This window comes from Actinomyces oris, from assembly GCF_001553935.1.
GTDB lineage: Bacteria > Actinomycetota > Actinomycetes > Actinomycetales > Actinomycetaceae > Actinomyces > Actinomyces oris_A.
In genome coordinates this window covers 1,956,920-1,983,344 of sequence record NZ_CP014232.1, presented here as the reverse complement: position 1 = coordinate 1,983,344, position 26,425 = coordinate 1,956,920, and the positions used below count along the sequence as shown (strand labels likewise).

Below are 26,425 nucleotides of genomic sequence, written 5' to 3'. Positions count from 1 at the left end.
TCAGTACTCGATTCCGGATCCGAATGATGTCGGCGAGGCGCCCAGATCCGAGGCGGGCGGAGCTGAGGCGACAACGCTACGAACGTGACTGAGCTCGTCGTGCATGTCCTGGGCAAGATCGATGGTCAAAGGTGTCGTCTCCACCAGGGAACGTCTGCGGTAGTTGGTGAAGTGCCCGGGTTCATCGGCCTTTCCAGGGCCAGGCAGGTAGTTCTGCTCCAGGTCACCGAGGATCACGTCGCAGTAGCTCAAGAGCTTTTCGCGTCGAAGCTCAGGATCCGTGAGCTGATCGATTCCGGCGGCCGGAGTGAGACCGTCGACCTGTCCCCGGCCCAGGAGCGTTGATACGGTCTCGTCGACCGGAGTCGACACCCCGAAGGCGATCTGCGGCTCGTTGACGGAGGCATCAGCCCATCGGCGCAGCACCCGCCAGGGCCTGAAGGCCTGTAGACCGTCCTCGCCCACGCGCAGATACGCCAGAAGGGATGATTCCAGCACCGCGGGCAGCCAGGCGTTGGCGGTGATCATTCGTGACGGCGGAGTGAGCATGGGAGCGGGGAAGGCCACCCACTCCTGCTCCTCGGTGTCCCAGACACGTACCGGCTGGGTGTCGGAGTGGCCGCCCCACGGCGCTCGTTCGATCCCGCCGGCCAGGGTGGCCGTCCACCAGCCACGCACCATGGTGAGGCGTTCCGCGTCACCGAAGGGCAGTCCACCGCTGAGGGGACGTGCTCGCCGGAACCGCCAGAACGCGTCCCGGGCTCCCGCCGAGCCGTGGGCCCGGTCCCAGGACTCGCGCACGGAGCGCAGCAGGCCGGAGTAGGCCACGGGCAGGGTGCGGGGGTAGGAGCCGAAGACGTCAATGCGGGCGACGTCCTCGTCCCCCAGGGCCTTGTCGACTCGGTCGTGCACCAGCTCACGATCGATGGTCGACTCCTGGTCGAGGTAGTCGAGGAAGTCCTGGGCGACGCTCTGATTGCGCAGGGGGATGGGCGAGAAGGTGTATGCCAGCGCAGGCGTGTCACCGTTGTGAAGAGAGCGGTAGGTCTCGGTGCTGATCTCCACCAGGGGCCGTGCCATCTCCAGTGTCCGTTTCAGGCCGGTGAGAACGGCCTGCGACCGCTGAGACCGCTCGTGCTCGCCCACCGTCTCGTCGGTGAGGAAGCTTCGCAGGGACTGGCTGCAGAAGACCTCGAAGGCCTCACCGCGCCGTGCGACGAACGCTCGGGCGCGGCCCAGGACCTCCGAGGGGCGCAGACGCAGCTCGTACCGGGCCGGTGTGGGAAGGGCGCTTCCGGTGGCGCCCTGGAGGCCTGCGGGGACCCACGCGGTCGTCACGGTGAGCAGATCCTCCGGGGGCTTGTCCCCCGCCCCCTGCTCCCAGGTCCCGGAGAGGACCTCCTGGACAGTACGGGAGTACGCCTGGTGGAAGTCGCGTTCACCGCCGACGGCGTCGGAGATGTGCTCCTCGAACCGTCCGGGATACTGTTCCACCGGCATGAGGACGACCTCGTTGTGGGCGGTGGCGAACCGCTGCGGCACGATGCTGCCGTCGGCCTGGCCGGGCTGAGGCTCCTGGGGCCATGCGCTGTAGACGTCCGTGGTGACGTCGGCGATGCCCTGCTGGCTGGCGCGGACCGCCCGCGCGTCCACGAGGACCTTGCGGGCATCGTCCAGGACGTCTTCCAAGGGCTTGACGGCTGAGGTCATCATGTCGCGCATCGCTGTGGCGAGATGAGCGGCGGTTCGCGCGCTGAGCCAGTGGAATGCCGACTGCTGCAGCTCGGACTCGAGCTTGCCGGTCACTTCCCCGAGCCCTGCTCCGCCCAGAACGGCCTTGCCCATGCCGCGCAGCTGGTTCAGGAGGGAGTCGGGAAAGGACAGGGGGTGCTGGGGCGCCAGATGCTCCATCGCCGCGACCCGAGGAATGAGCGTGTCCAGGACGCCCCCGGGCTGGCGCAGCCGCCCCAACAGATACAGGGCGTAAGGAAGTCCGAGGTCGGCGATCGCCTGCCGGGTGGTGGCCACGAGGCGGTCAGCCATCTCATCGACTCGTTTGAGCGCGTAGTTGAGGCTGGCGCGCTCAAGCTCGGACATGAAGGCCGACTCCTTGGACGTGGTCAGCCACCGGTTCATCCCGTCAGCCCATTCGGTCACCGGCATTCCCTCGGCCTGGGGCCGTTGAGCCAGCACGGCCTTGACCGCGTCCTTGGCGTGGCCCCCCAGGACGGACTTGTTGACGGTCGAGGAGACCGTATCACTCAGGAACCAGTCGATCGTGGCCTGGTCCACCGCCGAGCTTCCCGCCAGGACCGGGGAGCCGGAGGAGGTGGGAAGTCCCAGGCTGCTCAGCTCACTGTCCTGACGATGCGCCCACAGGTCGGCAAGTCGCTGAGTGTCACCGGTGGTGTCACCCACCAAACGGAATCCGTCCAGGCTGTGGTCGACGGAACGCCGAGCAATGCGTTGGGCGGCGTACTCGGCATACCGGTCCCGCCCGGTGCTCAGCGACGCGTAGCCGAAGGAGCCCCACGCCGTGTCCGTGGGATCCACGCCCCAGCTGGTCATGTCCCGTCCCGGAATGGAGACCTGGTTGGCGATGTCGTAAGAGACATAGTCGTCGAAGGCCGACGACGAGATGTAGCGCGCCAGGCCGCGCCCCATCCCCCGGAAGACTCCCTCGGTGGTGCCGTCCCCGAAGACCGCGCCGGAGCCGCCGGCGCGCAGGCCGATCGGGGTGACTCGCTTGAAAGCCCGCCCCGCCCGATTCGTCAGTCCGAGCGTCTCGTAGAGCCGCTGGTCGAGCTCGGCCGCGGCGCCGTCGGCCCCCGCCTGGGCGGCCACGATCTCCCCCAGCATGGCCAGGGTGTTGCCCGGCATACCCGAGCGCATGTGTGCCGGTACCGAGGCGAAGGCCTCGGCGGTGTAGAGGAACACCGAGATGAGCTGGGGGTCGATCGCCGGCGTCGAGTTGACTCCTGCGATGAGGCGACACACATCGAGGGTCATGGACGCCCCAGACCCTCCAGCCATCGAGGAGACGACGAGCACCAGGGGCGGAGCCGTGGTGTCGGGGGCGGGACCGGCTCCGGGAACCGCCTGTGAGACCAGGGCCGCCTGTTCCTGAGCCTTGGGGCTCACCATGCGTGCGAGAGCCGACTGCACGGCCTGCGAGATGTCACGCAGCCTCGTCAGAACGAGCAGGCGACCGATCCCCCGGAACTGTCCGGCACCCACTGTCACGGGGAAGGCGACGTCCTTGGGGCGGCGAGGCATCCAGGTGGCCAGCTGTCGCAGCCCCTGACTGCCGTTACGTTGAACCGACTGAGTCAGAGCCTCGTCGACGACGCGGTACTCACCGTTGGCGACGCCGCATGCCACATAGGAGCCCCCTTGGCGGCTCACCGAGGCCACCGCCTCGCCCTGCTCCTCCTGAAGGGGGGTGTCGACGTTGAGGAACTGCCAGCAGCCCGGCACCTCATCGATCCCGTGGACCGCCAGGTCCGCGTGCAGCTGGTCCAGCATGTAGGACAGCGTTCTGGCGCCTGACCCACCGCATCCGACGACGAGGACCTTGTGCATGGTTCGATCGTTCCTTTCTGCCAGCCTTCGGCATTATATGAGTGGCCGTATCGCCGCAGGTCACGGACTGATAACCACCATGATTCCGGTGCGCTCTCTACGAGGCGCGCCCCATTGACTAGACGCTATAACGTGGGCAGGGCGGCCGGAGGGTCCTGAGGATCGGAGTTGGACGAGGGACGCTCGTCTGCCTCTACCTCTGGGCTGGACACCTGTGGCGACGGCGTCCCCGAACTGGTCGGGAAGCCGGTGAAAGGACTGTCGTCGACCGGATTGAGGGAGCCGAAGCCGCCCCCGGCCTCCGCCATCGATGTCCCCGCTGTGGGCAGAGTCCCGATTCGCCCCTCTGCTGCTGAAGTCGACGCCCCGGCCGGCTCAGCAGGAAGGATCGAGTCAACGCGAGAGGCAAGATGGGCGCGGGCATCGTCCACAACCTTGGCCAGGACGGCGTCGTCCAGTGAGGCTGCCAGCACGATCAGGGTCACCCGCCGCGCGTCGTCCGACTGCGACGACTGGTCGGCAACCGCGATCCACTGGCCCCGGACTCCCAGGGGCACGACCGCCCGCCCACCACGTGATCCGGGAGTCGCCCCGGAGACCGATGGAACCTCCGGTTCGACGAGCTCGACCCGGGGGACCGCAGTAGGCGACAGTCCCATGATGGCGCGCAGTCGGTAGCCGTCCATCTCAAAGGTGCGCGTGCGGCCCCGCAGGGAGTACATCCTCATCCGTTGGGAGGGCAGCTCGATCCTGGGAGAGGTTCCGTCACGGGGCACGTCCACGACAGTCGTGCCCGCGACCAGCGAGCCCGAGGGGATCACTGCCGAGAGGTACTTGAGGAGGTAGAGGACTCCGATCGGGATCAGCACTCCGCACAGCAGCGCGATGATGAATGCCGTCCATGCGGTGCCGACGTTGAGCGGGCGGCGCATGTCGGCTTTGAAGGGGACGGCGACGCTTTGGGGCTCTCCCTGGTTGTTCAGCGGAGCCACTGTGACGGTCACGGTTCCTGTCACCGCGCCGTTGGCGTGCTCCTGAGCCGCCAGCTTGACCGGTACGGTTCCCGTCTTCCCCTCCTCGACCTTGACGCACGTGTCCTTCGACGACGCCTGAGCCGAGAGCGTGACGGTTCCGGCTTCCTTCGGGGAGCCGGTGAGAGTGGTCTGACCGTCCCCGATCCAGACACAGCCCGGCCCGGTGACCTTGAGGTCGGCGCTGGCCGCGGTCTGACCATCCATGCGACCGAAGTCGATCTGGTCACCCAGGGTCGGGTAGTTCGACGGCGGCGAGACAGTCACCGCGGTCGAGACCAGCGATGGCGAGAGCGTGGTGCCTTTGACGGGTGAGCCGCTGGCACTGGTGGCATCACCCGTTGTCAGGGTGAGGCTGGTGGTCAGGGTGCCGCTGCCGAGAGCAGCGTCCTTGGGAATCGTGATCCGTTGCGGCGTGGACAGAGAGGCCGGGTCGGTGCTCGTGAAGAGGGTGTGCTCTTTTCCCTTCGCATCCTTCAGCGACACGTTCAGGGAGACTGGACCGGTGAGATCCGACGCAGGAACCTCCGGGCCTCCGACGCCGTCAACCAGCTTCAGGTCGGCGTTCGGCACCGCCTCCCCCTGGCGCAGGGTCGTCTGTCCCAGGTTCTTCCAGGCCATTGACAACGGCGAGCTGAGGTGAAGGTTGACATGAACCTCATGTCCTGCTGAGGCTGACCGCCTGTCCACGAAGACCAGGCGCCACTGCCCGTTCCATGCGGCGGCGTTGGCGGAGTCAAGGTCGATTCGTAGCGTCCGCCCCGTCATCCACTCGTATGAGACGCCCTGCTTGTTCTGCGGGCCGCTGGAGTCCGATGTCATCGCGATGGGCGTCTGAGAACCAGGGGCGTAGAGGTCGGCCTCCAGTCCCTGCGTATCCGACGAGGCCAGAATATGTACGCTGCGCAGCGAACGATCCAGGACGAAGCTGGTCTCTCCGTCGGAGCACACGTCGCCCTGACAAATCTTGGTCGTGCTGCTGGAGACCGAGCGCCCCGGGGCGGAGATCGAGTCGAACGCCATGAGCAGTGAGTCGATATCCGTCACCGGATAGAATCCACCCGGTGGATCGGAGACATTGCCGCACGACTCAACTGAGTTTTTAGCGGCATTCGCCCCTCCACCGAGCGTGATTCTCTTCATGAAATCGAAGTTGGAGTCTCCGCTGCTCAGTCCAATGCCCAGCAACGTGATGTGGGAGGAACGCAGCTGGTCAGCGAGTCCAGTGGGCCGGCAGATGTCCTGCTTTCCTGCGGACTCGGCCGTCTTCACGCCCGACTCGTCAGTCAAGGCGGAGCCAGGAGCATAGGGTTTGGTGGTGCCGAAATCCTGCTGGGACTGCTCAGAGTCCCGCACATCGAGGTCGTAGGCGCCGTCCGAGAACCATGCCACCGCCCGGCACTCTGAGCGGTCATGTCCCGCCAGGTCCTGGCGCGCTCCCTCCAGAGCAGTCCAGTAGTCCGTGTCGTAGTCCTTGAGATCGTCCCCGGCTGCGGTGATCTGCTTGCCGACCTCAGCCAGGGAACCTGAGTTGATCGTCACCCAATCGCCCAGCGCGTGATAGTCGGAGGCGAATCCCGCGACCCTCACCTTCAACGTGGCCTTGGAGGAGTCGGCGAAGGCCGCGAGACGCTGCGCAAGGTACTGGCTCGCCTTGACTCTCGCCTTCTCCGGATCCGACTGCCTCAGGGAACCCGACTGGTCCATCAGGAGGACCAACGACCCCTCGCCCTTACCTGAGAGGCAAGCCCCGAATGAGCTGAGAGGCCCGGAGGACTGATCCTTCTGGGGCGCGGCGAGAGCCTGAGGGGCAGCGGGCAGCACACCCCCTGCGAGCAGGAGGATCGTGACGCCCAGAACTGCCAGGACGTTGACGGCCAACCGCCTCAATCGATGGATCAGTTCACAGTAACTGTGACGCCGGGTCATATGTCACTCACATCCTACCCACGAACAAAGCAATTCTGACAGATGTGGCCACAATGGCCAGGAAGCACAGCAGCACCGACAGTCGGTACAGAAGCTGGGGGCGCGAGGAATAGAGATACCACGGACTGGTCTGGCGCTTGGCGTTGCGAACAACAAAGACCGTAGCGGCCCCCAGTCCCACCAGCACCGCAAGCACCCAGCTGATGCCCGCCACAACCACCGACTCAAATAGTGCGGACAGGGCGATCGAGACAACGGCCGCTGCCAAAGCGATGTACAGGAGCCCCTCGGGGGCCTTGGTCACGTGGATCGAGGAGCTCTCGGAGCGCCAGATCGAGCCATCGGTCCCCGAACCGAATCCGACACCACTACTCGTATCGGCGTCACTCGATCGGAGGCTGCCGGACGTCCCCAGCGTGGCAGCCGCCTCTGAGGGCGAAGCCCCCGCACTGCTGACCTCCCCTGCGGAGGGCTGTTTCGTCCAGGAGCCCGCGCTGGGAACCTTCGGAATCTGCGCCATGATCGTTCATCATCCTCTCGTCTGCTGGACACCGCCGGAGCAGATCCACACCATCACGTTCGCGGTCCTGCCACACGGCTCACCATCTTAAGCACGACTATGAAACGCCTTCCCTGCTCTGGCGCAGCAGCTCGACAAGATCATGGCGCCACGACAAAGGAATCCCCATCGACTCCACCTTGGCAAGGACTGCATCGACACTCTCGGGGCGCACGTCGCCGGCATAGTGGCGAGCCTCGATGAAGGTATTCCTCCGTAGCGCCTCAACTCCCACGTAACCGCTGGAGCCCGCCGCGATCGCGGGCAGAACCACACCGCACAGGAGAACGATCGCGGCAAGCGTCTTCGGCCTGGATCTCACGACGGCAACGATCGCCATGACGACGGCGACGAATGCCAGCAGAGCCCCCGCGATCACGGCGACGACCGCCTTCCAGCTGACGAGCGTCGCGCCATCGAAGACGATGGCGAACACGCGGATCGATGTGAGGAGTGCGTAGACACCCCACCCGAGTAAACAGCATCCGATGACGGTAAGTATAATACTGGCCGACATCGCCCTGCTGCGCCGAGCTATCTTCGCCGAGGGCCCAGGTGAAGACAACTCGACCTCAGCGGGTGAACGTCCCTGGTGCATACTCAAGGAGGAATCGGCAGGCGGCTCAGACAATGACGGAAAACTCATCCTCGGCACCTCTCAGTAACGAAAGAAGTACAGCCGACCCTCACTGCGCCAGCAGCGTTCCGATCCTCGCCGTCAGAAGAGCTCATATGAGTTCCTGTTCAAGGAGAATCCTTTTCCTGTCCATTGATTCCAGCACTTCACTCCGTCCTCACTGGATGAACAGGCGTAGTTGCCGTCCGAGCTCTCGCTCGTCGTCCCATACTCCAGGGTTTGCATGTTCTCACCCTCATGCCCATCCAAGATGAGTCCGCACGCCAACGCAGCGTCCGCCGTACCGACACTCAGGGCGAACAGAGTGTCATCGCAGTCCTGCTGGCCGTTGTCAGCATAGAAGCGCTCATTAATGAAGCAGTTCAGCTGACCATCCACGACCTCGCACACGATGTTCTTCGAGGGGGTTTGAAAGAGATCCGTGGTGATCGAACCCGCAGGCGCCGGGCTCGCCTTGTCCGGCGTCGCGCTAGCCTCCGAGCCGGAATGCGAGGATCCGAGCTTATCGACGGCGTGGATGCAACCGTACATCAGCGCCATGACAACCACTGAGATGACGAGGCACCCCAGCGCCATCCCTCCGCATGACGAGTTGGCGCGGGAGTTTGCTCGCACGGGTGCTTGCTGCATCCCCTGAGGCGGGGTCTGCATCGGCACCGGCGGCATCTGCTGGGTCTGGTGCGCCTGCACCGGAATCGTCTGGGTGGCCGCCTGCCGGGCCTGGTGGCGACTCCACGCCTCCGCCGCCTCCTTGGAGCCGGAGCCCCGCTCCTCAATGATCCACTGGCGCAGCTCCGGGGGGCACGAGGGATTCACGACGATGAGGGTGCACAGCTCGGGATACAGGTCCGCCAGCTGCCCCAGCCTGTCTGCGGAGGTCTCTGGATCACGAGCCTCAGCGGCTTCAGGAATCTCACTCATATCATTACCTCAACCGAACGATAACACTCCGAGAGTCACCCACCATCGGCACCCCTCGACAATCAGTACGGGCGTCACCGCCCCAACACTGCAACACTATTCACTGCCGCGTTTGACGCACCAGTGACCTTCACACAAGCCCAGCCACACCTGTCAACTAGTCCAAGAATACATGCCACAAGTGCCTGGCAACCGAGAACACCAGCGCAGGGATACCAACCATCACAGCCAAACCGAATTTCACAATGTACAGAAAGTAAGGAAAAAGTAGCATCACATAGAAAATAAGCGGAACATCAACCTTCCCCTTAGTTCTAAATGAGAATCTAAGTGAATTAATGATGGGATCCATGAACGACAGTGCTCGCCACCCGAAGGGGAATCCGGCACCCATGCCGAAGAAGATCGCATAGCCGGATGGCTCATCAAAGGACCTGGTCACAGCATAGAAGATTCCCATGCCGGCAAGCCCTCCCAGAATCATCATGACGGCATCCTTCATGATGCTGTGGGAGATCTCCGGTGTCATGTTCATGCGAGAGCGGAGGGGTTGACGTCCGACCGGCTGCGCGGATGGCGCCGCCCCTTCGGTGTACGCATAGGGATGCGTCGTCTGCGGCTGGTTCGTGTAGTACTGCGACGAGTCTTCAGGGATGCCGTTGGGGATCGTCATAGCGACAGTGTAGACGCCGCCACCTTCGTGTGATGTCCTGTTGAGCAACTACCTTGTCGTCAACCCCGTGTCGCCGCGCCACCGCTGACGGCTCACCTCCAGGCACTGTCGGCCCCACTTACTGCCTCACGTCAGGGTTGTGCTCGAAGAGGAGGCCTGGGTATTCGGCGGGTGGTGCACCACGAGCGCTGAGCGCGGGGGCACGATCACGTGGCCGGTGCAGGACTGGCCGCTCAGCAGGTCGGCGCCCACGACTCCGGCCACCTCGGCAGCCCGGTCGGAGTGGTTGAGCAGGAAGAGGACGTCCCCGCGCCGCTGGGCCTCAACGCCGTCAGGCAGGTCGGCGACCACGGGTCGCAGCCGGGCGTGCGCGCACACCAGTGTCAACAGGGCGGCTCGGCTGAGGGCGTCGAGGTCGGCGGCCACGTACCACCCCGCTCCTGCCCCGCTCATAGACCGCCGGGTGATGGCGGGCCTCCCGGTCAGATCCGCTCCCCCGCCGCGGCCGTCGAAGACCGCAACGACCTCGACCGACTGCCGGCCCTGCCCCGCCCGGGTGTTCTCAGCCGCCCCCTCGAGCACCTCGTCGATACGGAGCTCCTCGGCCCAGCCGCCGGCGCGCAGATCGGGGGCGGGCGTTCCCGTCCGGTCCAGGACTCGACGCAGGGGCTCGCTGACGGCCTCCAGTCCCGTCCAGGTCTCGGCGGCGGGAGTCCCGACGGCGCGGCTGAGGCGGTTGACGAGCTCGCCTCGGGGATCGGGCTGCTGGACCTGACCGGTCAGGGCGGCGTGATCGGTGACCCGCACCCCGAGCAGCGGCCGTAGGGATCCCAGGTAGCCGCCCAGGACGGCTCCCGCGTTGGCGTCGACGACCCCGGTGGGACCGGCCACGACGACCTGGGCGCCTGCGGCGACCGCCCGCTCCAGGCGCTCGGCGAGCTCGGGGCGGTCGATGAACACGGCGGGAACGATGATGAGGCGATAGCCCTCCAGGCTCCGGCCCACCGGGACGATGTCGGTGGCGATCCCGGCCTCCCACAGGCTGCGGTGCCAGGCGCGGGCCGCCTCGAAGCGCTCACCGACCTCGACCGGGCCGATGGCCGCGCTCAGTGCCCACTGGCTCTCCCAGTCCACGACGAGGGCCGCCTCAGCCCGCACCGGTTCCCCCAGGACCGCCCCGAGGCGTGCGAGCGCCTGCCCGGTGGCCACGACCTCCTCCCAGGTGCGGCTGTCTCGCCCGGCGTGGGGGACCATGCCGGAGTGGAAGGTCTCGGCGCCCCGGCGGGACTGGCGCCACTGGAACTGCAGGACACCGTCGGCGCCGTGGGCCACGCGAGCCAGGGACCACAGGAGGAGCTGGCCGGGGCGCTTGGGCGAGTTGCGCCTGCGCCACTGGACGGCGCTGGGCGCCTGCTCCATGAGGATCCAGGGGCGCCCTCCGGCCAGGCCCCGCATGAGGTCACCGGCCCAGGCGACCTCGTGGGCGGCGGCCGGGTCGGCGGGGTCGGGGTAGGAGTCGTCGGAGATGATGTCGAGGGCCTCGGCCCAGCGCCAGTAGTCGGTGGCCGGGAAGTCGCCCATGAAGTTGGTGGTCACCGGCCGCGTCGAGCGCTCCCGCAGGATGCGGGCCTCGGCCTCCATGAGGCTGCGCAGCTGGTGGTCGCTGAAGCGCCTCCAGTCCAGTATCTGGGCGGGGTTGGGGAAGGTGGGCATGGCGGCGGGCGGGGCGACCTGCTCCAGGCTCGTATAGCGCTGGGACCAGAAGTCGGTGCCCCAGGCGGCGTTGAGGCGCTCGACGTCGCCGTAGCGGTCAGCCAGCCAGGCCCGGAAGGCCCGGGCGCAGGCGGGGCAGAAGCACTCGGCGGTGTGGCAGCCGTACTCGTTGCCGATGTGCCACATGACGACGCCCGGGTGGTCGCCCAGGCGCTCGGCCAGCACCGCGGCCAGGGCGGCGGAGCGCTTCCGGTAGACGGTGGAGCTGGGGCAGTACTGCTGGCGTGAGCCCAGGCCCAGGCGCACGCCGTCGGCGTTCATCGGCAGGGACTCGGGGTGGTCGGTGGCCATCCAGGCGGGCGGGGAGGCGGTGGCGGTGGCCAGGTCGACGGCGATGCCCGCCTCGTGGAGACGGTCGACGATCTCCACCAGCCAGTCGAGCTCGTAGACGCCCTCGCGCGGCTCGAGGCGCGCCCAAGAGAAGATGCCGAGGGAGACCAGGTTGACGCCGGCCTCGGCCATGAGCTCGAGGTCCTCGGCGAAGGTGGCCTCATCCCACTGCTCGGGGTTGTAGTCGCCGCCGTAGGCGGGGCTGGTCAGTCCCAGCAGCTCGTGCGGGGCGGGGCGGGGTGTGGAGGCTGAGGGCGAGGGACTCGTCATGGGGCGATTCTCCCCCACCTCTTCCCCGCCCCGTGCACCGCGGGCACCCGGGTCGGCGGGGCCGGTCGGGCTCAGCTGATGGTCGAGTGCGAGCTCGTCAGCCAGGCCAGCGGCACAGTGGTCAGGAACAGCCCCTGCCACTCGCGCTCCCACAGTAGGGCGATGTCGCCGCTGGGCAGCTGGGCCATGCACTGGTAGACGTAGTGGCGCGGGTTGATGACCCGGTTGTGGGGCCAGGTGGCGCCGTCGTCGTAGCTCAGGCGCAGGACGCCGCAGCCGCGGAAGGGCAGCATCCGGGAGGCGTTGGCAAAGACGATCCCCCGGCCGACCGCACCCTTGACGCCGTCGCCGTCCCCCACGGCCGCTGCGCCCTCCAGGCCAGTGATGGCGATGGCGTTGGGCTGGGAGAAGATCTCGGAGAGCTGCTCGTCGTAGTCGACCTCCCCCCAGGTGACGCCCCCGTCGTGGGAGACGGCGTGGGCGACTCTGCCCGAGGGGTGCTGGTTGCGAGCCCACACGTGCACGGCGCCGTCGGTTCCTTCGACGAGGACGGACTCGTACAGGCTGGCCCGCTCGTCGGCGAGGTCCCGGGAGTGGACGACGGCGCCCATCACCTCGCGTCCGTCATTGGGTGAGGCGCTCAGGGTCCAGGTGGTCCCGCCGTCGTCGGAGTAGATGGCGGCGCAGGACAGGTAGGCGGTGCCGCCGGCCTCGTGGCTGTAGTAGACGGGTGCGAGGATGCGTCCGGCGTGCTCCGGTGCGGTCAGCTGGATGGCGTTGCCGGGGCCGGTTCCCAGGAAGCACATCCAGTCGGCCTTGACCTGGGCGGTGATGTCGATCGGCTCGGACCAGGTGGCGCCGTCGTCGTCGGAGGTGATCATGAGCAGGTGGGAGCCGCGGTGCTGGAAGAGGCAGTCCTCGGGGGCCTGCTCGTGGGCGAGGTAGATGCTGCCGGCCGCCCGGCCGCCCAGGAGCACGTCGCCGGCGCGCACCCCTGCGGCGTCATCGCCGCTGAGGACGATGCGGTAGTCGGTGGCCTCGCCGGCCTCCGTGACGACGCTGCCGTCGGGCTCGACGGCGAAAAGCTCGCCGGCGCGGTTGTGGAGCACGCGATGCCCCTGCTCATCGAAGCCGGTGCCGACGGCCGCGTTGGGCTGGCCGATGCCGCCGGGGAACTGGTCGACCAGGCAGATGACGCGTCCGGTGGAGCGGTCCTGGACCAGGACGGAGTCGATGAGGCTGGCGCCCAGCGCCCCGGTGCCCGGGAGGCTGAGCAGGGTGCGCATCTCCTCCCAGGTGGCCCCACCGTCGAGGCTGCGACGCATGACGAGGTTGATGTCATTGGGGGCGTCGTTGGGGATGGAGACGCGTTGGTCGGCGCCGGCCAGGATGACGCCGCTGTCCAGGGTGAGCAGGGAGGGGATCCGGTAGGACCGGGCGCCGTGGTAGCCGGTGTCGAACAGGGCGCGCGTGGGCAGCGGGGCGGCAGCGGCCAGGCGCTTGACCTGGGCGTCGGTGAGGGCGGCGTCGTAGATCATGGCGGTCTGCGCCTCACCGAAGAGGCGCCTGCCGTCCAGGTCGGCGCCCACGACGACACGCGTCACCGGCGCGATGTCGGCCAGGAAGGCACCGCCGGGGACGAGGGCCACCTGGTAGCCGTCGACATGGATCTCCACCGCGCCGCGCCCAGAGGTGACCACGACGTCGTGCCAGGTCCCGTCGTCCCAGTGGCCCGGGGCTCGCGCCTCGATGAGGGGCTCGGTCTCGGGTGAGTCCTCACTGGGCAGGACCCGGTAGCTCAGACCTCCCGCGTCGATGTCGAGGTGCAGGGTGCCGCCCTGGCCGCTCGCGGCGATGATGGTGCCTCCCTGGCCGCGGCCGCGGGTGCGCAGCAGCGCCCGGATGGAGCCGGTGGCCAGGGCTCCGGTACGGCGGGCGTCACGGGCGGAGAGCTCACTGGCCGCGAACTGGACCAGTGGGGTGGCGGGCAGGGACTGGGCCATGACGGCGCGGTCGCTGAGCGGCTCGTCCCAGGCGGCCAGGCGGGTGACCGCGGCGATCCCGTCGGGGTCGATGCGCACGTCGGTCAACCCGATCTGGGCGAGGAAGGCGGTCAGCGTCGTGGAGAAGCACTCGTAGCCGTCGGCGTAGAGGTGGGTGCCGGTCTCGTTGACGGTGACGGCGATGGTGTGGGGGCGGCCGTCGTCCAGGCCCAGGGCGTCCTCGGCGTCGAGGACACGGTGCTGAATGCCGCTCTCACTCCCGGCTCCGGAGGACCCCTCCGGACGGCCGACTGCGCCGAGGACCTGCTCGCCGTCGAGGCGGCCGGCGCGAAGCGACAGCGTGATCCGTCCGTTGGTACCGGTGAACGCAATGAGGGTGGCGTCGGCGCGGGCGGCGACATCGAGAAGGATCGTGCCGCGCCCGCAGGCGGCCAGGGCAGCGACATTTTCCTCGCTGAGGCTCAGGGGGGAGGTGTCGGATGCGGTGAGATCGAAGAGCATGGGGAGATCCTTCGTGCCGGTAGCGGCTGCCCGCCGGCGTTGAACGACCGGCAGTGCCGTGCGCGACGGTGCGCCACCGCACATCCAGTCATATGATGTCTGACGTATCGCGCACTGTAGCACGATCCCTGCACCTCAAGGAGACCACATGTCCGCCACCTCAGAGAATCGGACTGACACACCTGCCCAGTCCCGCACCGTGCCCTTCGTCGTCGGTGCCTACCCCATGCTTCCGCCCGACGACGAGGACCGCAGCGGTGCCGCCGCCCTGTACGCCGCACTGGCCGACCTCGGCTGGGTCGACGGCATCGAGCTGCCCTTCCGGGAGGCCCTGGACGCCCCGGAGCCATGGCTGGCCAAGCAGCTGGCCGGACGCTTCGACCAGTGCGTCATCACGGCGATCCCGGGCACCATGGGGCGCGCCGGGGCCAACCCCGTCTTCGGCCTGGCCTCCCCCGACGATGACGGACGCGCTCAGGCACTGGCCTACACCCGCTCCCTGCTGGAGGCCGTCGACCGCCTGCACGAGGCGGCCGGCGCGCAGCTCGTCACCCGGGTGGAACTGCACTCGGCGCCGCACCACCAGGCCACCCCCGAGGCCTTCCACGCCTCCTTGAGTGAGCTGAGCGAGGACTTCGCCTCCCGCGGCCTGGGGATGATCGTGGAGCACTGCGATGCCGAGGGCGGCGTGGGCCCCTCGGAAAAGGCCTTCCTGACGCTGGCCCAGGAGATCGACGCCTGCCGGGACACCGCGGCACTCATCACCGTCAACTGGGGGCGCTCCGTCATCGAGACCCATGACCCGTCCACCCCGGAGAGCCACGTGCGCGAGCTCGTGGAGGCGGGAGTGCTGGGCGGCGTCATGATCTCGGGCGCCGGACCGGAGGAGACGCAGTGGGCCTGGGCGTGGGCCGACGCGCACCTGCCGCTGGCCGAGCACGAGCCGACCAGCTGGCTCACTGCGGAGAGGGTAGCTGCCACGATGCGGGCCGCCGACGGCGTCCAGGTCTACGAGGGCCTCAAGATCAACACTCCGGCGAGCGCCTCCCTGGAGGACAAGCTCGCCTGGGTCAGCCGTGTCCGCGAGACCATGCTCAGTGCCTGAGCCCCATTCCTCCGAGCCCGGCTCCTTCACGCCCGGCCTCTGACGGCGTTCGGCCCGCTCCCCTGGTGGGGAGCGGGCCGAACGCTATGCGAGCCTCAGGTCCCGTGGACCCGGTGGTGGCTCGCTCAGAACTCGACGTCCTCGCTGCTGGAGAAGCCGGTGCGGAAGTCGTCGGAGAAGTCCGCACGCAGGTCCCCGCCGAAGTGGAAGTCGTCCAGGGCGACGGACTCGCCGAAGACGCCGTCTCCCAGGTCCACGCGGGAGAAGACCTCCGCCTTGACCTCCTCGGTGGGCTCGACCTCGATGTCCGAGTAGCGGGCCAGGCCCGTACCGGCGGGGATGAGCTTACCGAGGATGACGTTCTCCTTGAGGCCCAGCAGCGGGTCGGACTTGCCGTTCATGGCGGCCTCGGTGAGCACGCGGGTGGTCTCCTGGAAGGAGGCGGCGCTCAGCCAGGAGTCCGTGGCCAGCGAGGCCTTGGTGATTCCCATGAGCTCGGTACGGCCAGTGGCGGTCTTGCCGCCCTCGGCCATGACCCGGCGGTTCTCGGCGCGGTAGTGCATGACGTCCACGAGGTCGCCCTGGAGGAGGCGGGTGTCCCCGGAGTCCAGCACGGTCACGCGGCGCAGCATCTGACGCACGATGACCTCGATGTGCTTGGAGTGGATGTCCACGCCCTGGGAGCGGTAGACCTCCTGGACCTCCTCGACGAGGTGGCGCTGGGTGGCGGCCACCGAGCGCAGGCGCAGGACCTTCTTGGGGTCGACCGGACCCTCGGTGAGGGCCTGGCCGGGCTCGACGTGGTCCCCGTCGTTCACCAGCAGGCGCTGACGGCGCGAGACCGGGACGATGACGTCCTCCTCACCGTCGTCGCGGGTGATGACCAGGCGCTTGCCGTCGGCGTCGTCCTCGATCTTGAGGGTGCCGGCGGCCTCGGCCACGGCGGCCTCGCCCTTGGGGGTGCGGGCCTCGAAGAGCTCCTGCACACGGGGCAGACCCTGGGTGATGTCGGCGGCGCCGGCCGCGCCACCGGTGTGGAAGGTACGCATGGTCAGCTGCGTGCCGGGCTCACCGATGGACTGGGCGGCGATGATGCCGACGGCCTCACCGATGTCCACGCGCTTACCGGTGGCCAGCGAGCGGCCGTAGCAGGCGGCGCAGGTGCCGACGTTGGAGTCGCAGGTGAGCACGGAGCGCACCGTGATCTCCTCGATGCCCGCGTCGATGGCGGCCTGGATCTCGGCGTCACCCAGGTCGGCGCCGGCCTCGATGATGAGGTTGCCCTCGGCGTCGATGGCGTCGCGCGCCAGGGTGGTGCCGAACACGGTGGTGCCCAGGATCTCCGAGGGCTCCTTGATGCGCTCGTCGCCGGCGTCGATCCAGGAGAAGATCCGCTTGGTCAGGCCCTTGCGGGTGCCGCAGTCCTCCTCGCGGACGATGACGTCCTGGGAGACGTCGACCAGACGGCGCGTGAGGTAGCCGGAGTCGGCGGTACGCAGCGCCGTGTCAGCCAGGCCCTTACGGGCGCCGTGGGTGGCGATGAAGTACTCCAGGACGCTCAGGCCCTCGCGGTAGTTCGACTTGATCGGGCGCTCGATGAGGCGCTGCTTGGGGTCGGCCACCAGGCCGCGCATACCGGCGAGCTGGCGGATCTGGTCCCAGTTGCCTCGGGCCCCGGAGACCACCATCTGGTAGACGGTGTTGCGCTGCGGGAAGTTCTCACGCATCGCCTCGGCGACCTCGGCGGTGGCCTTGGTCCAGATGTCGATGAGGGAGGCGTAGCGGTCGTCCTCGGTGAGGGCACCGAGCTCGAACTGCTCCTCGATCTCAGCGGCCTCGTTCTCGTAGCGAACCAGGATCTCCTGCTTGGCCTCCGGGGAGACGACGTCGGCGAAGGCGACGGTGATACCGGACCAGGTGGACCAGTAGAAGCCGTTGGCCTTGAGGGCGTCCAGGGAGGCGGCCACCTCCACGCGCGAGTAGTTCTCCGCCAGGGCGTTGACGATGTTGCCCAGCTGCTTCTTGTCAACGATGTAGTTGACGTAGGGGAAGGTCTCGGGCAGCGAGGTGTTGAACAGGGCCCGGCCCAGCGAGGTGCGCAGGGTGATCGGGTCGCCCTCGCTCCAGCCCTCGGGCGGCTGCCAGCCCTCGGGAGCGGCGATGCCCTCCTCGAAGCGGATGTCGCAGGCGGCGTTGACGTGGAGCTTGCCGAAGTCGTAGGCCATAACCGCCTCCGCGAAGGAGGAGAAGGCCGGGACGATCTCGTTGCCCTCGGCGTCGCGCTCGACCTCGACCGCCGGGTCGGGGTCGGAGGTGAGGTAGTAGGTGCCGATAATCATGTCCTGACTGGGCATGGTCACGGGGCGCCCGTCGGAGGGCTTGAGGATGTTGTTCGAGGACAGCATGAGGATGCGGGCCTCGGCCTGCGCCTCGGCGCCCAGCGGGAGGTGGACGGCCATCTGGTCGCCGTCGAAGTCGGCGTTGAAGGCGCCGCACACAAGCGGGTGCAGCTGGATGGCCTTGCCCTCGATGAGCTGGGGCTCGAAGGCCTGGATGCCCAGGCGGTGCAGGGTGGGGGCGCGGTTGAGCAGCACGGGGTGCTCGCGGATGACCTCGGCCAGGACGTCCCAGACCTTGGGGTTGGCGCGCTCGACCATGCGCTTGGCGGCCTTGACGTTCTGGGCCTCCTTGAGCTCCACGAGCCGCTTCATGACGAAGGGCTTGAACAGCTCCAGGGCCATCTGGCTGGGCAGACCGCACTGGTGGAGCTTGAGCTGGGGGCCGACGACGATGACGCTACGGCCGGAGTAGTCCACGCGCTTGCCCAGGAGGTTCTGGCGGAAGCGGCCCTGCTTGCCCTTGAGCATGTCGGACAGGGACTTCAGCGGACGGTTGCCCACGCCGGTGACCGGGCGGCCGCGGCGGCCGTTGTCGAACAGGGCGTCGACGGCGTCCTGAAGCATGCGCTTCTCGTTGTTGACGATGATCGTCGGGGCGCCCAGGTCCATGAGCCGCTTGAGGCGGTTGTTGCGGTTGATGACGCGGCGGTAGAGGTCGTTGAGGTCACTCGTGGCGAAGCGGCCGCCGTCGAGCTGGACCATGGGACGCAGGTCCGGCGGGATGACCGGGATGTTGTCCAGGACCATCGACTCCGGGGCGGTGCCAGTCATGCGGAAGGCGTTGACGACCTTGAGGCGCTTGATGGCGCGGGTCTTGCGCTGGCCGGTGCCGTTCTCGACGATCTCGGCCAGGGCGGAGGCCTCGGCCTCGAGGTCGAAGCTGCGCAGGCGGGCCTGGATGGCCTCGGCACCCATGGAGCCCTTGAAGTAGATGCCGTAGTCGGCAACCATGTCGCGGTAGAGGACCTCGTCACCCTCCAGGTCACCGACCTTGAGGCTCACGAAGCGGTCCCACACCTTGTCCATGTGCTCCAGGGCGCGCTGGTTGCGGCGGCGCATGGCCGTGATCTCACGCTCGGCGGTCTTGCGGAGCTTGTCGCGCTGGGAGGCCTCGGCGCCCTCGGACTCGAGCTGGGCGAGGTCCTCCTCGAGGCGCTGCTGGCGCGCCTCGACCTCGGCCTGGCCGGACTCCTCGAGGTGCTTCTTCTTGACCTCCAGCTCGTTGCGCAGCGAGGGCAGGTCGTCGTGGCGGCCCTCCTCATCCACCTCGGTGACCATGTAGGCCGCGAAGTAGATGACCTTCTCCAGGTCCTTGGGCGCGAGGTTGAGCAGGTAGCCCAGGCGCGAGGGCACGCCCTTGAAGTACCAGATGTGGGTGACCGGCGCGGCGAGCTTGATGTGGGCCATGCGCTCGCGACGCACCTTGGAGCGAGTGACCTCGACTCCGCAGCGCTCGCAGACGATCCCCTTGTAGCGCACGCGCTTGTACTTGCCGCAGGCGCACTCCCAGTCCCGGGTGGGGCCGAAGATCTTCTCGCAGAAGAGGCCGTCCTTCTCGGGCTTGAGGGTGCGGTAGTTGATGGTCTCGGGCTTCTTGACCTCGCCGTGGGACCACGAGCGAATGTCCTCCGCGGTGGCGAGGCCGAGCTGGATCCTGTCGAACACGTTGGCGTCGAGCACAGTTCCTACTTCCGATGGTGAAATCTCATCAGGTGGTGGTCTGGGGGCGTTCCGTCGTCGTTGTTCCATGACTCCGACGGCGCCTGCGAGCCTGGTGGGAGGGCGGGTGGCGGGTGGGCCACCCGCCCTCAACCGGGGCTCGATGAAGTTGTCACGAAGTCGTCACCAGGCGGTGGCCACTCAGATCTCGTCAACCGTGGAGGCCATGGCCCCGCCCGGACGCCGGCCCAGGTCGAAGCCGAGCTCATCGGCGGCGCGCGAGCCGTCGTCGTCGGTGTCGTCCAGGGCGATGGCGACGCCCTCGGCGTCCAGGGCCTCGACGTTCAGGCACAGCGACTGCATCTCCTTCATGAGCACCTTGAAGGACTCGGGGATGCCGGGCTCGGGGATGTCCTCGCCCTTGACGATGGCCTCGTAGACCTTGACACGGCCGTTGACGTCGTCGGACTTGACGGTGAGGAGCTCCTGGAGGGCGTGGGCGGCGCCGTACGCCTCCATGGCCCACACCTCCATCTCACCGAAGCGCTGACCACCGAACTGGGCCTTACCACCCAGCGGCTGCTGGGTGATCATGGAGTACGGACCCGTGGAGCGGGCGTGGATCTTGTCGTCCACGAGGTGGTGGAGCTTGAGGATGTACATGTAGCCCACCGAGATGGGGTACGGGAAGGGCTCACCGGAGCGGCCGTCGAACAGGCGGGCCTTGCCGTTGGGCTCGACCAGCTGCAGGCCGTCGGAGGTCGGCAGCGTGGAGCCCAGCAGCCCCATGAGCTCGTTGTCCCGCACACCGTCGAAGACGGGAGTGGCCACGGGCGTGCGGGGCTCGGCCTTGATGCCGTTCTCGGGCAGGTTGGCGGTCCAGGCCTCGCCGGCCTCGCGGGCGGCGGTGGCGTCCCAGCCGCGGGAGGCGACCCATCCCAGGTGCAGCTCGAGGACCTGTCCGACGTTCATACGGCTGGGCACGCCCAGCGGGTTGAGGATGACGTCGACCGGGGTGCCGTCGGCCAGGAAGGGCATGTCCTCCACGGGCAGGATCTTGGAGATGACGCCCTTGTTGCCGTGACGGCCGGAGAGCTTGTCACCGACGGTGATCTTGCGGCGCTGGGCGATGTAGACGCGCACCATGCGGTTGACGCCCGCGGGCAGCTCGGCGTCGTCGGAGGCGGCGTCGATCTCACGCACGCCGGTGACGATGCCGTACTCGCCGTGGGGCACGCGCAGGGAGGTGTCGCGCACCTCGCGGGCCTTCTCACCGAAGATGGCGCGCAGGAGGCGCTCCTCGCTGGTCAGCTCGGTCTCCCCCTTGGGGGTCACCTTGCCCACGAGGATGTCGCCGCTGCGGACCTCGGCGCCGATGCGGATGATGCCGCGCTCGTCGAGGTTGGCCAGGGTCTCCTCGCTGACGTTGGGGATGTCGCGGGTGATCTCCTCGGCGCCCAGCTTGGTGTCGCGGGCGTCGACCTCGTGCTCCTCGATGTGGATCGAGGTGAGCATGTCTTCGGCGACCACGCGCTGGGAGATGATGATGGCGTCCTCGTAGTTGAGGCCCTCCCAGGTCATGAAGGCGACCAGGAGGTTCTGGCCCAGGGCCAGGTCGCCCTCGTTGGTGGCGGGGCCGTCGGCCAGGACCGTGCCGACCTCGACGCGCTCGCCCTCGGTGGCCACGACCCGCTGGTTGTAGCAGTTGCCCTGGTTGGAGCGGCGGAACTTGGCGACCTTGTAGACGATCTCGGTGCCGTCGTCGTTGGCCACGCGCACGAAGTCCGCGCAGACCTCGGTGACGACACCGGCCTTGTCGGCCACGAGGACGTCACCGGCGTCGACGGCGGTGCGCCGCTCCATGCCCGTGCCCACCAGCGGGGCGTCGGGGCGGATGAGCGGCACGGCCTGGCGCTGCATGTTGGCGCCCATGAGGGCGCGGTTGGCGTCGTCGTGCTCGAGGAAGGGGATGAGGGAGGTACCCACCGACACCATCTGGCGCGGGGAGACGTCCATGAGGTCCACCTGCGAGGAGGGCACGAGGGCCGGCTCACCGCCGGTGACGCGGCACAGGACGTGGTCCTCGGCGAAGTGGCCGTCCTCGGTGAGGGCGACGTTGGCCTGGGCGATGACGTGGCGGTCCTCGTCGTCGGCCGTCAGGTAGTGGGTCTCGTCGGTGACCTGGCCGTCGACGACGACGCGGTAGGGGGTCTCGACGAAGCCGAAGGGGTTGATGCGCCCGAAGGTCGCCAGCGAGCCGATGAGGCCGATGTTGGGGCCCTCGGGGGACTCGATGGGGCACATGCGCCCGTAGTGCGAGGTGTGGACGTCGCGGACCTCCATGGAGGCGCGCTCACGGGACAGACCGCCGGGGCCCAGGGCGCTCAGGCGGCGCTTGTGGGTCAGGCCCGCCAGCGGGTTGTTCTGGTCCATGAACTGGCTGAGCTGGGAGGTGCCGAAGAACTCCTTGATCGCGGCCGTCACGGGCCGGATGTTGATGAGGGTGTTCGGCGTGATGGCCTCGACGTCCTGGGTGGTCATGCGCTCGCGCACCTGACGCTCCATACGGCTCATACCGGTGCGCACCTGCGCCTGGATGAGCTCACCCACCGCGCGGATGCGGCGGTTGCCCAGGTGGTCGATGTCGTCGTACTCGACGGCGATCTCGGTGATCTCGCCGTCGCGCACGCCCTCGACGGTCTCGGCGCCGGAGTGCAGGGCCAGCAGGTAGCGCAGAGCGGCGACGATGTCCTCGATGCGTAGGGTGGACTCGGTCAGGTCCGAGGCCAGGCCCAGCTTCTTGTTGATCTTGTAGCGGCCGACCTTGGCCAGGTCGTAGCGCTTGGGGTTGAAGTAGAAGTTCTCCAGCAGGGTGCGGCCGGCCTCGACGCTCGGCGGCTCACCGGGGCGGATCTTCTTGTAGATGTCCAGGAGCGCCTCGTCCTGGGTGGTGATCTTGCGGTCCTCGTCCAGGGCGGAGGTCAGGGCCGGGAAGTCGGCGAACTCCTTGCGGATCTCCGACTCGTCCATGCCCAGGGCCAGCAGGAAGACGGTGACGTCCTGCTTGCGCTTGCGGTCGATGCGCACCGCGACACGGTCGGACTTGTCGATCTCGAACTCGAGCCAGGCACCGCGCGAGGGGATGAACTTGACGTTGTAGACGTACTTGTCCGTGGCCTTCTCGGTGGTGCGCTCGAAGTACACACCCGGCGAGCGCACGAGCTGGGAGACGACGACGCGCTCGGAGCCGTTGACGATGAAGGTGCCCTTGTCAGTCATGAGCGGGAAGTCGCCCATGAAGACGGTCTGGGACTTGATCTCACCGGTGGAGAAGTTCTCGAAGTCCGCCACCACGTAGAGCGGGGCGGAGTAGGTGAGGTCCTTCTCCTGGCACTCCTCGGCCGTGTACTTCGGCTCCTCGAAGCGGTGGTCGTGGAAGGACAGGGCCATGGTCTCGCCGAAGTCCTCGATCGGGGAGATCTCGTCGAAGATCTCCTCCAGACCGGAGGTCTCGGGCAGGGAGCCCGGGTGCGCCTTGTTGGCGGCGGTCATCCGCTCGCGCCACCTCTCGTTACCGACGAGCCAGTCGAAGCTCTCGGTCTGGAGGGCAAGCAGATTCGGAGCCTGCATGGGCTCGGCGATCTTGGCAAAGTTGATACGACGCGACGCGGTACGAGCGGCGATGTCAGCAGCAGTGGGTGCGGAGGTGCGCGAGGCAGCCAAAGGGGGATCCTTCCCTCAGATCGGGGATCACACAACGCACACTGCGGGCACCGGGTTGAGTAGAATCTGCACTGTCGGGCTCACGCCCGCCAGGGTTCCGACGGGCCGAAGCCCGTACGGAGGGCAGATACTCCTCGCACCAATACACACAATGCACGCAAAGCGCTAGCGTACACGGCCGACGTCAAGGACTCCACGCCGATCCGCCCTGGTTCCTTGCGATTCCCACCACAGTCGCGCATACTGCCCCACCCGTGTCCACTGCGTGACCTGAGTCCCTCGGTGCGGCCCATCGACTGAGGGGTGCCGGCCGGCTCGCGCCCGGCACACCCAGCCCCCGCGCGCTGCCGCCCAGCCACCCACTCCCCTGGCCCCGCAGCCCTGCACGTCCTCGGCCCCGCAGCCTCTGCGCCCGCCCGATCCTGTCCGGCCGACGGCGTCGGGAACGTACTTTCCGATCGGCGACTGCGTTCTCCTCCAGACCACTGGGGACGGACCTCAGTGACCTGGAGGACATCGCAGTCCTGGGCGCATATGTACGTCCCCGATCCCCCACCACCCTCCATCCCACCCACCTGCTGGCCGTCCCGACCCGACGACATCGTGACAAGCACGTCGATCCCATCCTTCGGCCGGGAAGCGGATGTTCCGTGGCCGCTGCGGGATCCACAGCGAAGCACTCCTGCCTTCAGACTCCGGCGAGTCCACACCCACGGGGCTTTGCGCTCGTCATACCCCGATCCTCGTGGGAAGACTCGCTGCATGAGCCCCATCGCAGCCACTGCCAGCCGCCCCGCTCCCATCTGCCCGGTCCCGGCGCACCTTCGGCCGACCATTATCTACTCAGGCCGCCGCAAGGGCTTCCACGCGTCGCGCAATTCTGGTCTGCTGCGACTCTGCCGGGCGCCTACCTGCACGCAGTTCCGGGCAGGCGACGCTGGGAGCAGCGGTTCATGGTGTCCTTAGCACGTGCGATTGCCGCGCAACAGCTCCTGCCCTCCGCCACCTGCCTGTCTCACACATCGGCAGCCCTGATTCATGGCCTGGCGATGTGGACAGGTGAGCCGGACGTCTACCTCGCCGTCTCCGGCAACCCGCGTCTGACCACAACGACACTGCCCGCTTTCCGGTACCCGTCGTCGGGCGTACCGACCCCCATCGATACGACGCACCCCGAGGCCACCCCGATCCGAATGCACCGTCGCCGGCTTCAGCTGCGCGACGAGGAGATCGAGGTGATCGGAGGGGTTCCCGTCACGTCCGTGCTGCGCACCGCCTTCGACTGCGCCTGCGACGAGCCCCCGCACAATGCGCTCTCCATCGCCGATGCGGCCCTGAACCGGCACTGCCGACCTGATCCGTGGCACCGCGATTCCTGTGCCACGCGGCTGCGCTCGGCTCACGCCTGCTGGGAGGAGCTCGTGGCACGTCATCGGGGGCGGCGAGGGATAGCGCAGGCGCGTGCGGTACTGGCCTTTGCCACCCCTTGGGCAGTCTCGCCCGGGGAGAGTGTGCTGCGGTGGATGACGCTCGTGGTGGGGCTGCCTCGGGCCATTGCCCAGTTCCCGGTTCCGGGGCTGTCCAAGGATCGTTTCCTGGACCTGGGCTGGCCCGATCACCATGTCGTCGCGGAGTTCGACGGCCGGACCAAGTACCACACCGAGGAGGACGTCTTCCTCGAGAAGCTCCGCCAGGACGAGCTCGAGTCGCTGGGGTGGAGGTTCTTCCGGGCGACGTGGTCCTCGCTCAGCGACATGCGCACCCAGGCCGACCGGCTGCTGTCGATGTTCCCCCTGGAGGTGGTCTCCCGCCTCTCACCGGTGGCCGGGCTTCAAGGTGGCGGGCTGTGGGGCGAGCGTCCACCCGGAGTGCTGGTGCCATGAGGTCACGGTTCCCGACGTCGCGCCCTGACTCATCAAGCGCGCCCGACGGCGTCGGGAACGTACTTTCCGATCGGCGACTGCGTTCTCCTCCAGACCACTGGGGACGGACCTCAGTGGTCTGGAGGACATCGCAGTCCTGGGCGCACATGTACGTCCCCGATCCCCCACCACCCCGAGCCCGACGACGTCGCAGCGCACAGAGGACGGACGGCACCAGGGCCCCGGAGCGCGACCGGGTCCCGCCCACCTCATGGTGGACGGGACCCGGTGAAACTGGGCTTCCCCGGCCCTCGGCGACCCTCAGACCGCCTCAGGCAGCGGGGAGAGACTCACTTGAGGGTGACGGTGGCGCCGGCGCCCTCGAGCTGCTCCTTGGCCTTCTCGGCGGCCTCCTTGTTGGCGCCCTCGAGGACGGGCTTGGGAGCGCCGTCAACGAGCTCCTTGGCCTCCTTCAGGCCGAGGGAGGTCAGGGCGCGCACCTCCTTGATGACCTGGATCTTCTTGTCGCCGGCGGCCTCGAGAATGACGTCGAACTCGTCCTTCTCCTCGGCGGCGGCGTCGCCACCGGCAGCGCCGGGGGCGGCGGCAACGGCCACGGCGGCCGGGGCGGCGGCGGTAACGTCGAAGGTCTCCTCGAAGGCCTTGACGAACTCGGACAGCTCGATGAGGGTGAGCTCCTTGAACTGCTCGATGAGCTCTTCGGTGGTCAGCTTCGCCATGATGGGCGTTCCTTCCTTATCAGGTTCCTGCGCGCGCAGGGTTGGTGGATGACGCGTGCGGCCTCAGGCCGCGGTCTCCTGCTTCTCGCGCAGGGCGTCGACGGTGCGCACGGCCTTGGAGGCCGGTGCGGCGAAGAGGTACGCAGCCTTGGACAGGGACGCCTTGATGGCGCCCGCAGTCTTGGCGAGCAGCACCTCGCGGGACTCGAGAGAGGCAAGCTTGTCAACGCCGTCGGCGGACAGCACGGCGCCGTCCATGACACCGCCCTTGATGACGAGCTGCTGGTTGTCCTTGGCGAAGTCACGCAGAGCCTTGGCGGCCTCGACCGGCTCACCGGTGACGAACGTCAGGGCGGAGGGGCCCGTGAGGTCGTCGGCGAAGTCCTCGAGCCCGACCTGGCGGGCGGCGATCGCAGCAAGCGTGTTCTTCACCACGGTGTACTCGGCGTTACCGGCGAGGGAACGACGCAGCTCCTTGAGCTGGGCGACGCTCAGTCCCCGGTACTCAGTCAGCAGGACCGCGTCAGCCTGGCGGAACTTGTCCGCCAGCGCAGCAACGGCTGCTTCCTTGTCAGGCCGTGCCATGGGCCCTCCTTCCGTGGTATGCCGCAGGGGTCCATTCACTGGAAAAGCCCCGCGCCGGTGGGCACGGGGCTCGATCTCGGGCACGCCCGAAGAAGTCTCGTTCTCACCTGCGCCGGCCCCACCTGACGTGGACTTGGTCCCGC

Annotated in this window: 14 protein-coding genes; 2 read left to right on the top strand and 12 right to left on the bottom strand. The window is 67.8% G+C overall.

Going from position 1 to position 26,425, the window contains the following annotated elements; genetic code table 11:
• The 8 genes from AXE84_RS08050 to AXE84_RS08015 all read right to left on the bottom strand — a co-directional run bounded on the left by AXE84_RS08050 (window position 1) and on the right by AXE84_RS08015 (window position 14,209).
• Window positions 1-3,582 (bottom strand): tubulin-like doman-containing protein, encoded by a 3,582-nt coding sequence (locus AXE84_RS08050; protein ID WP_060957502.1) that lies wholly within the window; start codon window positions 3,580-3,582, stop codon window positions 1-3.
• Window positions 3,583-3,707: 125 nt separating this feature from the next.
• Entirely contained in the window at window positions 3,708-6,320 is a 2,613-nt protein-coding gene (locus tag AXE84_RS08045) for a VWA domain-containing protein (protein ID WP_236750026.1), read from the bottom strand.
• A gap of 229 nt (window positions 6,321-6,549) precedes the next feature.
• The gene (locus AXE84_RS08040; RefSeq protein WP_060957500.1) at window positions 6,550-7,062 is read right to left on the bottom strand and encodes a hypothetical protein; all 513 of its coding nucleotides are present in this window, start codon (window positions 7,060-7,062) and stop codon (window positions 6,550-6,552) included.
• A 97-nt stretch (window positions 7,063-7,159) separates the two neighbouring features.
• Window positions 7,160-7,537, bottom strand: a complete 378-nt coding sequence (locus tag AXE84_RS08035; protein WP_148229175.1) for a hypothetical protein — start codon at window positions 7,535-7,537, stop codon at window positions 7,160-7,162.
• A gap of 282 nt (window positions 7,538-7,819) precedes the next feature.
• On the bottom strand, window positions 7,820-8,659 hold the full coding sequence (locus AXE84_RS08030; RefSeq protein WP_060957499.1) for a hypothetical protein: 840 nt from the start codon (window positions 8,657-8,659) through the stop codon (window positions 7,820-7,822).
• 157 nt (window positions 8,660-8,816) lie between these two features.
• Window positions 8,817-9,332, bottom strand: a complete 516-nt coding sequence (locus AXE84_RS08025; protein ID WP_060957498.1) for a hypothetical protein — start codon at window positions 9,330-9,332, stop codon at window positions 8,817-8,819.
• Window positions 9,333-9,458: 126 nt separating this feature from the next.
• The gene (locus AXE84_RS08020; RefSeq protein WP_060957497.1) at window positions 9,459-11,705 is read right to left on the bottom strand and encodes a beta-galactosidase; all 2,247 of its coding nucleotides are present in this window, start codon (window positions 11,703-11,705) and stop codon (window positions 9,459-9,461) included.
• 71 nt (window positions 11,706-11,776) lie between these two features.
• Window positions 11,777-14,209: a sialidase family protein gene (locus AXE84_RS08015; protein ID WP_060957496.1), complete on the bottom strand. Its 2,433-nt coding sequence runs from the start codon at window positions 14,207-14,209 to the stop codon at window positions 11,777-11,779.
• 148 nt (window positions 14,210-14,357) lie between these two features.
• Between AXE84_RS08015 and AXE84_RS08010 the strand changes: the two genes are divergently transcribed.
• Complete coding sequence (locus AXE84_RS08010) at window positions 14,358-15,314, top strand: DUF4862 family protein (RefSeq protein ID WP_060957495.1); 957 nt, start codon at window positions 14,358-14,360, stop codon at window positions 15,312-15,314.
• A gap of 125 nt (window positions 15,315-15,439) precedes the next feature.
• Here AXE84_RS08010 and AXE84_RS08005 read toward each other — a convergent pair whose 3' ends face one another.
• A complete protein-coding gene (locus AXE84_RS08005; protein WP_060957494.1) occupies window positions 15,440-19,393 on the bottom strand; it encodes a DNA-directed RNA polymerase subunit beta' in 3,954 nt (1,317 codons plus the stop codon).
• 180 nt (window positions 19,394-19,573) lie between these two features.
• A complete protein-coding gene (rpoB, locus tag AXE84_RS08000) occupies window positions 19,574-23,095 on the bottom strand; it encodes a DNA-directed RNA polymerase subunit beta (protein ID WP_010614191.1) in 3,522 nt (1,173 codons plus the stop codon).
• Window positions 23,096-24,144: 1,049 nt separating this feature from the next.
• On the opposite strand from rpoB, the gene AXE84_RS07995 reads away from it, so the two are divergent.
• On the top strand, window positions 24,145-24,978 hold the full coding sequence (locus AXE84_RS07995; RefSeq protein WP_236750025.1) for a hypothetical protein: 834 nt from the start codon (window positions 24,145-24,147) through the stop codon (window positions 24,976-24,978).
• Between the two features lie 329 nt (window positions 24,979-25,307).
• Here AXE84_RS07995 and rplL read toward each other — a convergent pair whose 3' ends face one another.
• Window positions 25,308-25,697, bottom strand: coding sequence for a 50S ribosomal protein L7/L12 (gene rplL, locus AXE84_RS07990; protein WP_009747839.1), 390 nt, complete (start codon window positions 25,695-25,697; stop codon window positions 25,308-25,310).
• A gap of 63 nt (window positions 25,698-25,760) precedes the next feature.
• Complete coding sequence (gene rplJ / locus AXE84_RS07985) at window positions 25,761-26,282, bottom strand: 50S ribosomal protein L10 (RefSeq protein ID WP_009407225.1); 522 nt, start codon at window positions 26,280-26,282, stop codon at window positions 25,761-25,763.
• Window positions 26,283-26,425 lie beyond the last annotated feature (143 nt).

What these genes read in the sequence shown, in the direction of transcription:
- AXE84_RS08025 (WP_060957498.1), bottom strand. Translation starts at nt 9,332, where the DNA reads ATGACGATCCCCAACGGCATCCCTGAAGACTCGTCGCAGTACTACACG.
- AXE84_RS08015 (WP_060957496.1), bottom strand. Translation starts at nt 14,209, where the DNA reads ATGCTCTTCGATCTCACCGCATCCGACACCTCCCCCCTGAGCCTCAGC.
- AXE84_RS07995 (WP_236750025.1), top strand. Translation starts at nt 24,145, where the DNA reads ATGTGGACAGGTGAGCCGGACGTCTACCTCGCCGTCTCCGGCAACCCG.
- rplJ (WP_009407225.1), bottom strand. Translation starts at nt 26,282, where the DNA reads ATGGCACGGCCTGACAAGGAAGCAGCCGTTGCTGCGCTGGCGGACAAG.
- AXE84_RS08030 (WP_060957499.1), bottom strand. Translation starts at nt 8,659, where the DNA reads ATGAGTGAGATTCCTGAAGCCGCTGAGGCTCGTGATCCAGAGACCTCC.
- AXE84_RS08050 (WP_060957502.1), bottom strand. Translation starts at nt 3,582, where the DNA reads ATGCACAAGGTCCTCGTCGTCGGATGCGGTGGGTCAGGCGCCAGAACG.
- rplL (WP_009747839.1), bottom strand. Translation starts at nt 25,697, where the DNA reads ATGGCGAAGCTGACCACCGAAGAGCTCATCGAGCAGTTCAAGGAGCTC.
- AXE84_RS08020 (WP_060957497.1), bottom strand. Translation starts at nt 11,705, where the DNA reads ATGACGAGTCCCTCGCCCTCAGCCTCCACACCCCGCCCCGCCCCGCAC.
- AXE84_RS08040 (WP_060957500.1), bottom strand. Translation starts at nt 7,062, where the DNA reads ATGGCGCAGATTCCGAAGGTTCCCAGCGCGGGCTCCTGGACGAAACAG.
- AXE84_RS08045 (WP_236750026.1), bottom strand. Translation starts at nt 6,320, where the DNA reads ATGGACCAGTCGGGTTCCCTGAGGCAGTCGGATCCGGAGAAGGCGAGA.
- AXE84_RS08010 (WP_060957495.1), top strand. Translation starts at nt 14,358, where the DNA reads ATGTCCGCCACCTCAGAGAATCGGACTGACACACCTGCCCAGTCCCGC.